This is a genomic window from Sphingomonas sp. Sphisp66, assembly GCF_047324325.1.
Classification (GTDB): Bacteria; Pseudomonadota; Alphaproteobacteria; order Sphingomonadales; family Sphingomonadaceae; genus Sphingomonas.
The window spans coordinates 2974976-2988654 of sequence record NZ_CP168508.1; the positions used below are offsets into that span (position 1 = coordinate 2974976).

Annotated in this window: 16 protein-coding genes; 6 read left to right on the forward strand and 10 right to left on the reverse strand. The window is 67.5% G+C overall.

Annotated elements, in window-relative coordinates; genetic code table 11:
* Positions 1-100 precede the first annotated feature (100 nt).
* The 6 genes from ACEN8G_RS13795 to ACEN8G_RS13820 all read right to left on the reverse strand — a co-directional run bounded on the left by ACEN8G_RS13795 (position 101) and on the right by ACEN8G_RS13820 (position 4673).
* Positions 101-502 (reverse strand): hypothetical protein, encoded by a 402-nt coding sequence (locus ACEN8G_RS13795; RefSeq protein ID WP_307120192.1) that lies wholly within the window; start codon positions 500-502, stop codon positions 101-103.
* Positions 503-656: 154 nt separating this feature from the next.
* Positions 657-1511: a flagellin gene (locus ACEN8G_RS13800; protein ID WP_307120191.1), complete on the reverse strand. Its 855-nt coding sequence runs from the start codon at positions 1509-1511 to the stop codon at positions 657-659.
* A 390-nt stretch (positions 1512-1901) separates the two neighbouring features.
* Positions 1902-2666: a flagellar basal body L-ring protein FlgH gene (gene flgH / locus ACEN8G_RS13805; protein WP_413415984.1), complete on the reverse strand. Its 765-nt coding sequence runs from the start codon at positions 2664-2666 to the stop codon at positions 1902-1904.
* A gap of 25 nt (positions 2667-2691) precedes the next feature.
* Positions 2692-3120 (reverse strand): flagellar basal body P-ring formation chaperone FlgA, encoded by a 429-nt coding sequence (gene flgA, locus ACEN8G_RS13810; protein WP_307120189.1) that lies wholly within the window; start codon positions 3118-3120, stop codon positions 2692-2694.
* Positions 3120-3905 (reverse strand): flagellar basal-body rod protein FlgG, encoded by a 786-nt coding sequence (flgG, locus tag ACEN8G_RS13815; RefSeq protein ID WP_307120188.1) that lies wholly within the window; start codon positions 3903-3905, stop codon positions 3120-3122. The genes flgA and flgG overlap by 1 nt, the downstream gene beginning before the upstream one ends.
* Before the next feature lie 30 nt (positions 3906-3935).
* Positions 3936-4673, reverse strand: coding sequence for a flagellar hook-basal body protein (locus tag ACEN8G_RS13820; protein WP_307120187.1), 738 nt, complete (start codon positions 4671-4673; stop codon positions 3936-3938).
* A 114-nt stretch (positions 4674-4787) separates the two neighbouring features.
* Between ACEN8G_RS13820 and ACEN8G_RS13825 the strand changes: the two genes are divergently transcribed.
* From ACEN8G_RS13825 to ACEN8G_RS13840, 4 genes are read left to right on the forward strand one after another with little or no spacing between them, the layout of a single operon-like run.
* Complete coding sequence (locus ACEN8G_RS13825; RefSeq protein WP_413415985.1) at positions 4788-5342, forward strand: flagellar basal body-associated FliL family protein; 555 nt, start codon at positions 4788-4790, stop codon at positions 5340-5342.
* A complete protein-coding gene (gene fliM, locus ACEN8G_RS13830; protein WP_413415986.1) occupies positions 5339-6358 on the forward strand; it encodes a flagellar motor switch protein FliM in 1020 nt (339 codons plus the stop codon). Before ACEN8G_RS13825 ends, fliM begins: the two co-directional genes overlap by 4 nt.
* Positions 6355-6735 carry a DUF6468 domain-containing protein gene (locus ACEN8G_RS13835; protein WP_413415987.1) on the forward strand — a complete coding sequence of 127 codons (381 nt, stop codon included), beginning with the start codon at positions 6355-6357 and terminating at the stop codon, positions 6733-6735. The genes fliM and ACEN8G_RS13835 overlap by 4 nt, the downstream gene beginning before the upstream one ends.
* A gap of 35 nt (positions 6736-6770) precedes the next feature.
* On the forward strand, positions 6771-7313 hold the full coding sequence (locus ACEN8G_RS13840) for a MotE family protein (protein WP_413740590.1): 543 nt from the start codon (positions 6771-6773) through the stop codon (positions 7311-7313).
* Positions 7314-7391: 78 nt separating this feature from the next.
* Here ACEN8G_RS13840 and ACEN8G_RS13845 read toward each other — a convergent pair whose 3' ends face one another.
* A complete protein-coding gene (locus tag ACEN8G_RS13845) occupies positions 7392-7802 on the reverse strand; it encodes a hypothetical protein (RefSeq protein ID WP_413415989.1) in 411 nt (136 codons plus the stop codon).
* 140 nt (positions 7803-7942) lie between these two features.
* Here ACEN8G_RS13845 and ACEN8G_RS13850 point away from each other — a divergent pair, with 140 nt between their 5' ends.
* Both ACEN8G_RS13850 and ACEN8G_RS13855 read left to right on the forward strand, forming a co-directional pair.
* Positions 7943-8110 (forward strand): hypothetical protein, encoded by a 168-nt coding sequence (locus ACEN8G_RS13850; protein ID WP_413415990.1) that lies wholly within the window; start codon positions 7943-7945, stop codon positions 8108-8110.
* Positions 8110-9906 (forward strand): hypothetical protein, encoded by a 1797-nt coding sequence (locus tag ACEN8G_RS13855; RefSeq protein ID WP_413415991.1) that lies wholly within the window; start codon positions 8110-8112, stop codon positions 9904-9906. The genes ACEN8G_RS13850 and ACEN8G_RS13855 overlap by 1 nt, the downstream gene beginning before the upstream one ends.
* 179 nt (positions 9907-10085) lie before the next feature.
* Here ACEN8G_RS13855 and ACEN8G_RS13860 read toward each other — a convergent pair whose 3' ends face one another.
* From ACEN8G_RS13860 to flgK, 3 genes are all read right to left on the reverse strand, one after another.
* Complete coding sequence (locus ACEN8G_RS13860; protein WP_413415992.1) at positions 10086-10319, reverse strand: hypothetical protein; 234 nt, start codon at positions 10317-10319, stop codon at positions 10086-10088.
* Between the two features lie 307 nt (positions 10320-10626).
* Positions 10627-11535, reverse strand: coding sequence for a flagellin (locus ACEN8G_RS13865; protein ID WP_413415993.1), 909 nt, complete (start codon positions 11533-11535; stop codon positions 10627-10629).
* A gap of 23 nt (positions 11536-11558) precedes the next feature.
* Positions 11559-13640 (reverse strand): flagellar hook-associated protein FlgK, encoded by a 2082-nt coding sequence (gene flgK / locus ACEN8G_RS13870; protein ID WP_413415995.1) that lies wholly within the window; start codon positions 13638-13640, stop codon positions 11559-11561.
* Positions 13641-13679 lie beyond the last annotated feature (39 nt).

A 13679-nucleotide genomic window follows, 5' to 3' on the forward strand; every position in this document is an offset into this window, starting at 1 on the left:
CATTTGTCTGCCCCCGACCCGTTCGTGTGAATTTTGTCCTAGATGCCGCAAATGCGGCCCCCGGCGAAGTACGGGCAAGCCCGTATGTGGTTTTGCGGAATCAATGGACCCGCGCCTCGGCGCGGCGGCCGAGCTCGCGGGCGTGCGCCGCGACCAGGCACAGCTCGGCATAGAGCCGGTCCCAGAAGGGCGCCGGGATATCCAGCGCCGGACCGCCCGATTGGGCGAGCGCCAGCTGCGCGCAGGGATCGAGCCCCAGGCGGAAGCGCGTGGCGAAGACGCCGTCGATATGCTCGTCCGGAAGCCCGTGCGGCACGGCCAGGCGCGCCGACATGATGTAGCCCGACAGCACGTCCACGCCGTAGCCGTCGAGCATGATGCGCGGCCGGCCGGTGATGTCCGGACGCTCGAGCACGACGAGCGCGCCCGACGGATGCTCCTCGACGCTCACCTGCAGGCGGCCGCCGAACGCATCGGTGATTTCTCTGATCCTGGGAAACAAGACCTATTCTCCTCTTGGGATCATTATAGAGGCGTCAACCAAGAGAGACGCGCGAACGCGCCGAAACCGACCCAAAGGACACAAAAAAAGGAGGCCGGGGCTTGCGTCCCGGCCTCCTCGTCAGGGCCATAGACTCCAGGGAAAAAGTCTGGCCTTAACGGAACAGCGACGTGATGGTCGACGGCGCCTGGTTGGCGATCGACAGAGCCTGCACGCCGAGCTGCTGCTTGACCTGAAGGGCCTGCAGCTTCGCCGATTCCTTCGCCAGATCGGCGTCGACGAGGTTGCCGATGCCGCCTTCGATCACGTCCGAGAGCTTGCTCGTGAAGGTCGACTGCGCGTCGATCTTGCGCGAGGCAGCGCCCAGGGTGCTGAGGCTGGTCTTCAGGTTCGACTGGGTGGTGGTGATCGTGTCGATCATCGCCTGGGCAGTCGCCTGGGTGCTGATGGTGGCGCCCGAAGCGATCGTCACGGTCGCGCCGCCCAGGTCAAGAGCCTGGTTGGCAACGCTGAGCGAGTCCGGATCCCAGGTGGTGGAGCCGGTGTTCGAGTCCTTCAGCGACTGAAGGGCCGAAACGGTGCCACCGCCGGTCTTCAGCAGGTTCGTGCCGTTGAAGTCAGACGAGTTCACGATCGTGGTGATCTGGTCACGCAGGGCAACGAAGTCCCCGTTGAGCGCGTCACGGGTCGCCGTGTCGATACCGGAGTCGGCAGCCTGGTAGGCCTTCGCCTTCATCTGGTTCACGACGTCCGAGATCTGCTCGGCGCCAGCCACCGCCACGTCGGTCACGCTCTTGGCGCGGCTCAGCGACGAAGACACGGCAGCGAGGCCGCCCATGTCGCCACGCAGGCCCTGAGCAATGGTGTACGAAGCCGAGTCGTCCTTGGTCGACGCAACCTTCAGGCCGGTGTTGATGCGGCTCTGAACCTGCGACAGGCCCTTGTTGGTCTCGTTGAGGCTCTGGAGAGCCGCCATCGCACCGACGTTGGTGTTAACCGAAAATGCCATGTTACTATCCTTCTTGGATCGAGGGGCTGCTTCTGCGGCCCGAACCGGAGACGCCGGTTCGCGACGGAGACATGATCGGTATGTCCCGCATGTTCATTGTGGGAAAAATTATAGGATGACCCAAATTATCCGGAGAATTTAAATGGTTAACAGATAGTTAACGGGGATTTTGGCCTCCACCGTCATCCCGGCGGAAGCCGGGATCTCATGCGGCTCCTTCCCCGCGTTCGCCTGAGATCCCGACTTTCGTCGGGATGACGGCCTGGGGAGGCGGGAGAGCAAGGGGAGATGCGAAATCTCCCTCTCCCCGCCAGCGAGGAGAGGGAGAAACGAAAATCGCCCCGCAGCACGGGCTGCGAGGCGATCCTCATGTCAGGCTTGTGGACGAACTCAGAACGGGAAGAGCGCGTCGTAGATCTGCTGGCCCCAGCGCGCCTGCTGCGCGTCGGTGAGCTGGCCCTTGCCGCCATAGATCACGCGCGCCTCGGCGATCTGCGAGTGGCGGATCGAATTGTCGCGGGCGATGTCCTCGGGCCGGATCAGGCCGGTGATGATCAGCTCGCGCATCTCGAAGTTCACGCGGACCTCCTGGCGGCCCTTGATCATCAAATTGCCGTTGGGGAGCACCTGGGTGACGATGGCGGCCATCGTCATGTTGATGTTCTCCGAACGCGCAGTGGTGCCGCCGCCGGCATATTTCGAGCCCGAATTGGTCTCGAGCGCGGCATTGGCGTCGGCGCCGAGCAGCTTCTTGACCGGGCTGATGTTGAGCAGGCCGCCCAGGCCGCCGCTCTCGCTGCCGCCGCGGGTGCGCGAGGTGTTGTTGCCCAGGTCCGCCTTGTCGGCGATGTTGATCTTGATCGTCAGGATGTCGCCGAGCTTGTTCGCGCGCTGATCGCGGAACAGCGCGCCGGCACCGGTGCGGAACAGCGAGGCGCTGCTGCCCGGCTGGGGCTGCTGCATCGCCACCGTGCCGTTGGCGGTCGCGCCGCGGACGCGCTCCGACGGCATCGCCAGCGACGGCTCGATCTCCGGTGCAGTGACCGGCTGGATCTCGGAGAGCTTGGGGGCCTTGCCCACCTGCTTCAGGCGCCCGACGGCGCCGCAACCCGAAAGCGTGGCGGCCATCGCCGCAATCAGAATGATCTTACGCATGCTACTTTCCCTGTAAGCTGCAAGTTCAAGGCGTGACGATCCGCACGATGCCCGAGGCCTCGATGACCCCGTCCAGCGTGCGGTTGGTTGCATTGGCGACGACACGCACGGCCTCGCCCTTGGAGCCGCCGGCGAGCGCACGGCCCGCCGCGGTTATGATCAGCGGGCCGCTGACGATCCGTATCGTCACCGGCTCGCCCCGACGGACCATCTGCGGACGCATCAGGTCTGCCTGGCGCACCACCGTGCCCGCGGGCAGGTTGCGCGCGGCTTCCATGCCGGAAGCCTGATCGATGGTGAGCGCACCGCGCGCCGCAGCAGCGGGGCGTGGCTCGACCGAGAAATCGCCCGCCTCGATGCGGTCGCCCTTCTGCACGGCGTGGCCGAGTACGGCGACCGGTACTTCCTCGGGGGTACCGAAGGCGAGCAGCGCGAGGCCGAGGATGCTGATCATCAGCGCAGCTGGCTGGTGGTGGCCAGCATCTCGTCAGCGGTCTTCACCACGCGGCTGTTCATCTCATAGGCGCGCTGCGCCGTGATCAGCGCGGTGATCTCGGCCACCGGATTGACGTTCGAGGCCTCGACGAAGCCCTGCATCAGCGTGCCGAAGCCGGGATCGCCCGGGGTGCCGGTGATCGGCGCGCCGGAAGCCGCGGTCTCGAGGAACAGGTTGCCGCCCTTGGCTTCCAGGCCGCCTTCGTTGACGAAGGTGGTGAGCTGGAGCTGGCCGATGGTCTGCGGGGTCGGATCGGCGCCGCCCAGGACGACATCGACCTGGCCGGTCTTCGAGACGGTGACGCCCACCGCGTTCTGCGGCACGGTGATGCCCGGCTGGACCGGGAAGCCGTCCGAATTGACCAGCTCGCCCTGGTCCGACACGCCGAACGAGCCGTCGCGGGTATAGCCGGTCGAGCCGTCGGGCAGCGTGATCTGGAAATAGCCATGGCCCTGGATCGCCAGGTCATACTGGTTGTCGGTCTGCTGGGTCGAACCCTGCTCGTTGATCCGGTAGATCGCGCCGGTCTTCACGCCCGAGCCGATCTGGATGCCGGTGGGGCTGCGGGTCTGGGCGCTGGTCGACGAGCCGGGACGCACGACCTGCTCGTAGAGAAGGTCCTGGAACTCGGCGCGCTGGCGCTTGAAGCCCGTGGTGTTCATGTTGGCGATGTTGTTCGAGATCACATCGACATTGGTCTGCTGCGCGAGCATGCCCGTCGCGGCGATGGAAAGCGTACGCATGGATCAGTTCCTTATGCTTGTGGCGGGGGGTCAGCCGACCCGACTGAGCTTGTCGATCGCCGACTTGCGCATGTCGTTCATGCTCTGTGAGAGGTTCTGGCTGGTCTGATAGGCGCGCAGGATCTCCACCATGTCGGTGGTTTCCTGGATCGCGTTGACGTTCGAGCCTTCGAGGCCGCCACCCATCAGGCGCGTCTCGCCCGAGGGCAACTCGCGGCCGCCGGTGCCGGCAAACAGGCCGTCGCCGCGCGGATCCACGCCGGCTTCGTCGAACTGGGTCACCGTCAGGCGGCCAAAGGGCCCGCCGGGGCCGTTGATCGTGCCGTCCTTGCCGATCGACACCTGGTTCGCGGCCTCGGCCGGGATCACGATGGGCTTGCCGCCCTCGCCCAGCACGCGGTTGCCGCTGGAGGTGGCGAGCTCGCCCGAGGGCAGCATCTTGAGCTGGCCCGCGCGCGTATAAGCAGTCGAGCCGTCCGGCGCCTCGACCGACAGATAGCCCTGCCCCTCGATCATCACGTCGAGCGGGTTGCCGGTCGGCTGGAAGCCGCCCTGGCTGAAATCATGGACCGCGCCGTAATCGAGCACGAACGCCGTCTTGTTCGCCGGCTTCACCGCGCTCTCGGTCTTCTCCACATATTCGCGGAAGACCGGCTGCTCGCGCTTGAAACCAACCGTGTTCATGTTGGCGAGGTTGTTCGCCGCCACGTCCATACGACGGCGAAGCGCCGTTTCCTGGCTGAGCAGCACATAGGAAGAAATGTCCACCGGACGGATCCTCAAAAATTCGCACTAGGCAACAATTGCCGGGCGCTGATCCTATAATAGAGGGAAATGCACCGACGCGGTGTCGGCGTGCAGATTTCGGAAGGTCACCAGGGAATGTCGTCTCCGGAAATCATCGAGGAGGGCGCGGAGGCTGCGAAGGCAGCCAAGCCCAAGTCGAAGAAGAAGCTCATCATCATCGGTGCCGCGGCGGGCGTGCTGCTGCTCGGCGGTGGCGGTGGTGCCGCTTTCCTGTTCTCCGGCCCCAGCGCCAAGGCCGAAGGGGCCAAGGACGCGCATGGCGAGGAGAAGAAGGAAGAGAAGAGCGCCGAAGGCGGCCATGGTGAAGGCGGCGAGGCCGGCGGCAAGGACGCGTTCGTCGACGTCCCCGCGATGATGGTCAACCTGCGCTCGCCGGACGGCCAGGCGCGCTTCCTGAAGCTGCACTTCATGATCGTGCCGGGCGACGGCGTCACCGCGGACGAGCTGAAGGAGAAGCTGCCGCTGGTGCTCGACAGCTTCCAACCCTTCCTGCGCGAGCTGCGCCCCGAGGACCTGGCCGGATCGGCCGCCGTATTCCGCATCAAGGAAGAGATGATGGTCCGCGCCACCGCCACGCTGGGCGATGGCAAGGTGAAGGACATTCTGATCCAGGATCTGGTGCAGCAATGATCGATCTCGAGGATTTCGACCTGCCGGATCCGCCTGCCCCTCCGGGTGACCTGGTCGGCGGCAGCTTCGACCAGGCGGACATCGATGCGCTGTTCGGCGATTTCGGGCCCACGGTGGGCAAGAAGGGCCTGCGCGCCGTCATCGAATCCAAGGTCATCAGCCATGAGCGTCTGCCGATGCTCGAAGTGGTCTGCGACCGGGTGGTGCGCACCTTCGCCAGCTCGATGCGCAACCTCACCTCGGACGGCGTCGACGTCAGCCTGGAGGAAGTGACCTCCACGCGCTTCGGCGAGTTCATGAACCGCGTCGCGCTGCCGGCGATGGTCGGCGTGTTCAAGATCGAGGAATGGGAGAGCTACGGCCTCGTCACCGTCGATTCCAGCCTGATCTACTCGGTGGTCGATGCGCTGCTCGGCGGCCGCGGCGGCGGTTCGCCGGTGGTGATCGACGGCCGCGCCTTCACCACGATCGAGACCGGCCTGGTCTCGCGCATGCTGACGCTGGCGCTGAACGACTTCTCGGAGGCGTTCGCGCCGATCGAGGAGGTCAACATGAACCTCGAGCGTATCGAGACCAATCCGCGCTTCGCGGCGATCGCCGGCGTGTCGAACATCTGCGCCACCGCGACCTTCCGCGTCGACATGGACGGTCGCGGCGGGCGCTTCACCCTGGTGTTCCCCTATGCGACGCTCGAGCCGGTGCGCGACAAGCTGCTCCAGCGCTTCATGGGCGAGAAGAGCGGCCGCGACAGCATCTGGGAGGCACACATGGCCGCCGAGGTGCGCAAGACCAGCGTGTCGATGAACGTGCTGCTCGGCGAGAAGGCGATGTCGATCGCCGAGCTGCGCAACCTCGAGATCGGCCAGACCATCGCGCTCCACAAGAGCCCCGACGATTCCCTCGATATCGCCTGTGGCGGCGTGAAGCTCGCCCAGGGCCAGATCGGCCAGCGCAACGGCAAGGTCGCCGTGCGCCTGGTCAACGACGTTTCCTCCGACAAGAAGGTGAAGCAATGAGCATCGCGCTACTCGCCAATGTGCTGACGATCATCCTGTGCATGGCCGTGCTCGTGCAGAGCGTGCGGATGATGAAGAGCCTTCGTACCGTGAAGGACGGCGCGCTGACCCAGGTGGTCGAGGCGCTGCAGGTCGCCACCGTCCAGGCCCGCGCGGTGCTGTCGGACATGAAGCACACGCTCGGCACCGATTGCGCCCGCCACGCCCAGCTGGTCGAGCGCGCCCGTGAGCTGCGCGACGAGCTGAGCCTGATGACCGGCATCGCCGACGCCGCCGCCGAGCGGATCGTCAATGCGGTCGGCATGGCCAATGCTCAGCGCGACGATACCGGCGAGATCAAGGCCGAGGGCGACGCGAAGATGGCGGAAGCCGCATGATGGCCCGCCCTTCGCTCCTTCTCCTCACGGCTGGCGTGGCCGGGCTAGCGGCGGTCGCCAATGCGGCGACGATCGCGACCGGGCAGCAGGACACGGGCGGCCAGACCCGGCTCGGCAACGAGATCACCCAGGACATGAGCGCCCGCGACGCCGCGGCCGCCCGCCGCAAGCGGGGTCTCGACCTGCGCGAGCAGGCGGCCAAGGCTGCCTCCGCCCGGCTCGCCGCCGATGCGGAGGCGCGCAAGAAGCAGGACGAGGCGCAGCAGCAGATGGCGGGCGGCCCGGGCGCGGCCAATCCGGCGGACTCGCAGTTCGACGAGCTCGCCCGCATCTATCAGGCGATGAAGCCCAAGGCCGCTGCAGTGGTCTTCGAGCAGCTCGACATGGAAGTCCAGATGAAGGTCGCGCAGCGGATGCGTGAGCGCTCGACCGCGATGATCATGGCGGCGATGACGCCCAAGGGTGCGGCGGCGCTGAGCATGGCGATGGCGCGGCGCAATGCCGGCGCGCGTCCGGCGGGCCAGCCCCAGACCGCGGCGGCGCGTCCCCAGGGTGGAGCACCTGCCGCCCGGCGCTGAGCGCGCAGGAACGACAAGAAAAAGCCCACCCCGGCGCGGTGCCGGGGTGGGCTTTTTCATGTCCGTCGGGGAAAGGGTTCAGCCGGTGCGGGCTTCGACCTCGACGATCAGCACGCGGACCAGGCCGGGCTCGGCGACCTTGAGCGCGGCGGTGAGGTCATGGTCGAGCTGCTGGGCATCGACCGCGCGCAGCGCCGAGGCGTTGAGCCGCGCGAACTCGAGCCCGGCGGCGACCGTCGCGGCGCGCAGCACCGGCATCTCGCCGTTCAGCTTCGTCGCGACCTCGGCCGAGCCGGCGTCGATCACCAGCTTGAAGCGCAGCGCACCGTTCACCCGATCGGAATCGATGATCGGCACGGTGACTTCGTCCATCGTCACGAGATGCAGCCCTTCGCCGGCAGCGCCACCGCCACCGCCCGAAGCCTGCGCGCCGCCCCCCAGCGGCAATGCCGCCAGACCCAGCGCAACCAGCGTTTCGCGTCGCAACATCTCGTCCTTCCGAATCCGTTACCCGACGCCGCAACAGCGCCCACCCCTCTATAATAGAATGGAATCAGCGAGCAGGTGATGAGTTGAGCCACGATCAGCGCCCGGGAAAGATGCGTGTCGTCCGTGATGCGGGCCCCAAAGTGCGGACCACCATCGAGGGCACGGCCGAAGTCGTGCGCCCGTCGGCACCCGCCGCGGCACCAGCGGCCAAGGCCGGGCTGCCGATGATGCAGGCCGTCCTGTTCCTGCTCGCCTGCATCGGCGGCAGCGTCGCCGTGATCATCATCCGGCCGTTCGGGCTCGGCTGATGCGTACCCTGTTCCTCGCGCTTGCCGCCGGCGCCACCACGACCGCGCCGACCGTCCCGCCCCACGGCACGCCGGCGCCTGCCGCGACGCCTAGCGCAGCCACCGCGCCGGCCACGACGATCCCGAGCGTCGCCCTGCCCCGCTTCGCCGCCACCCTCGCCCAGATGCCGATGATCACCGGCGGCGACGGCTGGAGCGGCGTGACCGGCACCGAGGCCTGGCACCAGCTCGCCACCGCGACGCCGGACACGCGCCAGTCGATCCGCTGGAACTATGCCAAGGGCCTGATCGCCACGGACCGCGGCGGCGAGGCGATGGGCGTGCTCGAGGCGATGCGCCTCGCCGATCCCGACCTCGCGCTGGTCGCCCCCTTCCAGCTCGCGCGCGGCGCGGCGCTGACCCTGCTCGGCCGCGATGCCGAGGCAGTGGAATCGCTCAGCTCGGCCGAACTGGCCGGCAATGCCGAGGCCTGTGCCTGGCGGATGCGCGCGCTGGCCCATTCGGGTGCCGCGCCCGAGGCGGTCGGCCAGATCGAATGCGCCCGCGGCGCGATCAATGCCCGTGCGCCGCGCGACCGGGTACCGTTCATGCTCGCCGCCGCCGGCGCCGCGATCGATGTCGGCCAGCCGCAGCCGGCGCTGCAATGGCTCCAGCTGTTCAGCGACCGCAATCCCGACGCCAACCTGCTGCGCGGCCGCGCCCTGCTCGCCCAGAAGGACCTGCCCGGTGCGCGCCTGCGCTTCGAGCGCGCCGCGCTCACCGGTTCGCCCGAAGTCAAGGCCGGCGCACGGCTCGGCGCGATCGAAGTGTCGATCGCCGGCCATTCGATCGCCCCGTCCGAGGCGATCAAGCAGCTCGACGGGCTGCGCTTCGGCTGGCGCGGCGGCGCGGTCGAGCGGCGCGCGCTGACCATCGAATATGGCCTGGCCAAGGAAGCGCAGGACCTGCGCGCCGAGCTGAAGAGCGGCGCCACGCTGCTGCGCTATTTCAAGCTGGGCGGCCAGGCGGGCCCGATGCTCGCCGAGCTCCAGCAGACGCTGAGCGCGGTGCTGGCGCCGGAGAGCGGCGTGCCGCTGCCCCAGGCGGCCGGCCTCTACTGGGATTTCCGCGAGCTGGCCCCGGCGGGCGGCGACGGCGACGTGCTCGCCAATCGCCTGGCCGACCGGCTCCAGGCCGCCGGCCTCTATGCCCGCGCCGCCGAGCTGCTCTCCTATCAGCTGACCCAGCGCGCGCAGGACGTGGCGCAGGGCCCGCTCTCGGTACGCGTCGCGATGCTCCAGATCCTCGCCAACCGCCCGGACCTGGCGCTCAAGGCGCTGCAGGGCAGCGAGCAGCCGAGCTATTCCCCGCAGATGCGCTGGGATCGCAAGCGGATGGAAGCCGTGGCGCTCCATCGCCTCGGCAAGGACGATGCCGCCGCGGCGGCGCTGGACGGCGTGCCGGACGGCGCGGCGGTGCGCGCCGAGATCCATTGGCGCACCCAGGATTGGGGCAGCTTCGTCACCGAGAGCGAGAAGAGCCTGCCCGGCGCCAAGGCCGGGCTCGGCGCGCCGCAACAGGCCGCGGTGCTGCGCTATGCCGTGGCACTGGCGATGCTCAACCGCGAGGACAAGCTCCGCGGGCTGCACGGCCGCTATGCCGCGGCCTTCAAGGGCCAGCCGACCGCCGGCGCCTTCGACATGCTGACCGCGAGCATCGACAAGATCGATCCGGCCAAGCTCGATGCCGCGATCGGCGCGATCCCCGAGGCGAGCCCGGCAGGCTCGATCGGCGACCTGCTCGACGCCGGGGGCTGAGCCTCCGCGCCCCAAACATCGCGAAGGTCGTACACAGCGAGGACGCGGCGCGTACTATTATTACGCAGCCGCGATCCTATATTTCCAACACATGGAAAGAGTGGCCGGGTTCAAATCCGGCCGCTCGAGCCGATCAGGCAGGATCCTACATTCCAAGCGCCCTGCGGCGCTGAGGCGCTCTATTGCGTGGCAAAGGCATCGCATTCGATCGACTCGACCGGTTTCTCCGACACCATCAGCACGATGATGCTCCGGCTCTCGCGGTCGAGGCCCATATGATCCGTGCCAAGCCGGACCTCGCTTGCCGCATGTGGAAAGGATGCCGCAAAGGTCGAGTAGTTCGACAGCCCCTCATGCACCTCGCGCGTGATGACGGGGTCCGAAAGGATCCGGGCCGAGACCAGATAAGGCATAGCGAAGATCGGTATCGCCGCGAATATAGCCCTTGCTCAGAGACGTGCGCGACTTGGTGAAGTCGAACGCGACCGGCCGCAAGCTGCATGGCGCCATATCGGCGAATTTGGACGAATCCGCCCATTCGAGCGGGAATATCCTGGCGCGATTGACCGGCGGGAGGGCATCCTGTGCCAGCAGTATCCACGATAGCAGCAGCATGAAGCCCCCCAACCAGGAGGCGGTATTCTAGGCATGCCACCGGGAAAAGAAAAACCCCGGAAGACAGTGTCCTCCGGGGTCCATCCTTGCGTTCGAAGGCGAGGCCTATTTCAGATAGGCGGTGAGGTTCAGGCCCGAGAGCTGGGCGAAGACCGAATAGCTCGCCTCGAGCACGCTCTTCTGCTGGGCAAGGTCGATCGCGACCTGGCCGAGATCGGCGTCCTCATTCTCCTGGATCACGTTCTTGAGCACCAGCCCGCGCTCCTCGCCGCGCGAGGTCAGCGTGTCGACCTGGTTCTGCTTGCGACCATTCTCCGCGTTGACGGCGCGCAGGTCGCCCAGGCCGGTATCAAGCTGGCTCACCGCCTGCTTGACCGCGTCGAGCTGGGTGCTGGTGAGCTTGGTGCCGATCGCGCCGGCACCGCCGAGCGTGCGGAACGCCTCATAGAGATTGGCGCCGATCTCGCTGGCGCCGACGCCGTACTTGACGTCCACGCCTTCCCCGACACGGGCATTGGCGCGCACCGTGTCGTTGTGGAAGGCGGCGCTACCCGGGGTGGCGACCGCATCGGCGAGCGTGTCCACCGAGAAGGGCGGCTGGTCGATCTGGCTGCCGCCGAACAGCGGCGTGCCGCCCTCCGAGGCGTTGAGCGAGGTGCGGAACTGGTCGAACGCCTGCTGGATCGCTTCCTGCAGGCCGGCGGCATCGCCGGTGCCGACGGCGTTCATCAGGCTGGAGCGCAAGTCCGTGGTAGCGTCCTCGATGCCTTCCATGTTCGCCTGGTAGAGCGAGAGCGTGGTGCCGACACGCTTCGAGACAGTCGACTGCGCTTCCTGGCGCGCGAGCAGCGTATGGGCCGACAGGTTGCGCACGGACTCGGTGCCGAGATCGGCGAAGGTCGCGGCCTTCTTGCCGGTCGAGAGCTGGGTCTGGGTGTTGGCGAGCCTTTCCTGCGCGCGCATGATCGCGCTGGACATGGTGCTCTGGAGCGGAATGGTGGCGACGCGGGTCATGGGTCTTCCCTTCTTTCTGGCCCTTAGCGGAGCATGCCGAGGAGCGTGTCGTACATGTCGTTGGCGGTGGAGATCACCCGCGCAGCGGCCGAATAGCTGTTCTGCAGCACCACCATCTGCGAGAGTTCCTCGTCGATATTGACGCCCGCGAAGCTGTCGCGGCGGTTGATCGCATCGGCGCTGCGCGCCGAGGCATCGGCGAGCCGTCCCTGGGCCTGGTTGGCGTCGAGGCCGATCTTGCCCATCAGGTTGCTGGCAAAGGCATCGACGGTGGACTTGCCGTCCTTGCCGAGATCGATCGCGCTGCCGAGCTTGTTGACGAAGGCAGTCGCGCCGCGCGTGTCGCCCGAGCCGAGCGCCTTGGCGCCGACCGCGACGTCCTGCAGCTGGGCAAGCCCGAGCTTCGACGGATCGGCGAGAATCTCCGGCCGCACCTGCGCCATGCCGAGCCCGCTCGATGCGCCGGTGAGGTTCATCATCTGCGAGAAGGAACGGCCGGTGCCGAAGCGGTTGGTCGAGTCCGCCGGGATCGACAGCGTCGCGCCCGCGACGTTCGCCGAAGGCTGGAAGCGCATGCGGCCGGCATCGTCGAGCGAGAAGGTGCCGAAATTGGCAAGCGGACTGGCGTTGAGATCGCTGACCATATCGCCGACGGTGCCGCCGGCGGCGGGCGACAGCGTGTAGCTGGTCAGCGCCCGGCCCGAGCTGTCGCGCAGGACGATCTGCGCCGTCTCGCCCGCAGCAAAGCCATGGGGGTCGCTGCTTGCGAGACCCGAGGGGACCAGCGAACTGCTATCGCTGCGGACGAGATCGTTGAGGCCGAAATATTGCGAGACGCCCTGGCCGGCGCGCGCGCTGGGCTTGGTCGCGTCCTGCCCGATCGCCACGCCGTTGCCGGCGCCCGCCGCGGTGATGGTCAGCTTGCCGTCGACGAAGCTCGCCGTGCCGGCGCCGCCCAGGCCCGAGTTGATCGCGCTGACCATGTCATCGACCGTCGCGGTCGGGCCGAGCGCGTCGAAATCGACCTTGGTGCTGGCGACGAGCGTGCCGTCGGCCTTGGTCACCGCGAAGGTGGCCGCGCCGGTGAAGCCCAGCCGGTCGGTGCCGACCAGGCCGCTGTTGCGGCCGGTGAGGCTGGCGGGCGGCGGCACGGTGCTGCTGGCGTTCGAAACTGCGTTAAGCGCCTGGGACAGGCCGGTGAACAGCGTGCCGAGCTGCTCCTGGACCGCCGGCAGCGCACGATCGCGCAGATCGAGCAGGCCGCCGAGCTTGCCGCCGATCGCGGCGGAATCGATCTTGTCCCCCGTCGCCGCATCGGGCTGGGCAAGGCGGATCTCGATCGGGGGATAGGTGGCCTGCGAGACCGAGCCGCTGCTCGGATAGTTGAGCTGGCGCAGGCGCTTGTCGAGCAGGGTCTGGCCATTGGCGGTCTCGATCGAGACGCGGCCGTCCGGCTGCTCGCGGATGTTCACCTGCATCATGCCGCTCAGTTCCTCGAGCGCGCTCATCCGCTGGTCGGCGGCACCGCCGGCGCTGCGGCCGAGGCCGGTCGCCTGGGCAATGGTGCCGTTCAGGTCGTGGATGCGCTGGAGCAGCGTGTTGATCTTGTCGACCGAATAGCCGACTTCCGACTCCACGTCGGAGCGCAGCTGGGACACGTCCTTGTCCATCTGCTGCATCGAGGTGATCGCGTCCTGCACGTCGTTGGTGAACTGTGCCACCGTCTGCGTGGAGGCGAGCGAACCCGTCATCGCCACGGCCGAGGCCGAGACGTCGTCGAGGCGCGCGGACAGGCCGGACTTGCTGCCGGGCTGGCCGAGCAGCGCCTGCATGCGATCGAGATAGTTGGAGACCACTTCCGAGCGGCCGAAATCGCCCGCGCGGCTATAGACCGTCGCTTCGAGGAACTTGTCGGCGACGCGGGTGGGCTCGCCCACCACCACGCCGCTGACCTGTCCGCCGACCACGCCCGTGGTGAGGCTGACGCGCTCGCGCGCATAGCCGGCCACCCCGACATTCGCGATGTTGTTGGAAACCGAGCGAAGACCGGCCTGAGCAGCGTTCAGGCCGGTGATCGCGGTACCGAGAATGTCGTTGAGTCCCATGATCCCCTGCGTTCAGTCTTGAGCGTGATCCGACCGGGA

Bases quoted from the DNA above. Each gene is read 5' to 3' on its own strand.
- ACEN8G_RS13860 (WP_413415992.1), bottom strand. From the start codon at position 10,319: ATGCCTTATCTGGTCTCGGCCCGGATCCTTTCGGACCCCGTCATCACG.
- flgG (WP_307120188.1), bottom strand. From the start codon at position 3,905: ATGCGTACGCTTTCCATCGCCGCGACGGGCATGCTCGCGCAGCAGACC.
- ACEN8G_RS13855 (WP_413415991.1), top strand. From the start codon at position 8,110: ATGCGTACCCTGTTCCTCGCGCTTGCCGCCGGCGCCACCACGACCGCG.
- ACEN8G_RS13845 (WP_413415989.1), bottom strand. From the start codon at position 7,802: ATGTTGCGACGCGAAACGCTGGTTGCGCTGGGTCTGGCGGCATTGCCG.
- flgA (WP_307120189.1), bottom strand. From the start codon at position 3,120: ATGATCAGCATCCTCGGCCTCGCGCTGCTCGCCTTCGGTACCCCCGAG.
- ACEN8G_RS13865 (WP_413415993.1), bottom strand. From the start codon at position 11,535: ATGACCCGCGTCGCCACCATTCCGCTCCAGAGCACCATGTCCAGCGCG.
- flgK (WP_413415995.1), bottom strand. From the start codon at position 13,640: ATGGGACTCAACGACATTCTCGGTACCGCGATCACCGGCCTGAACGCT.
- flgH (WP_413415984.1), bottom strand. From the start codon at position 2,666: ATGCGTAAGATCATTCTGATTGCGGCGATGGCCGCCACGCTTTCGGGT.
- ACEN8G_RS13825 (WP_413415985.1), top strand. From the start codon at position 4,788: ATGTCGTCTCCGGAAATCATCGAGGAGGGCGCGGAGGCTGCGAAGGCA.
- fliM (WP_413415986.1), top strand. From the start codon at position 5,339: ATGATCGATCTCGAGGATTTCGACCTGCCGGATCCGCCTGCCCCTCCG.
- ACEN8G_RS13835 (WP_413415987.1), top strand. From the start codon at position 6,355: ATGAGCATCGCGCTACTCGCCAATGTGCTGACGATCATCCTGTGCATG.
- ACEN8G_RS13800 (WP_307120191.1), bottom strand. From the start codon at position 1,511: ATGGCATTTTCGGTTAACACCAACGTCGGTGCGATGGCGGCTCTCCAG.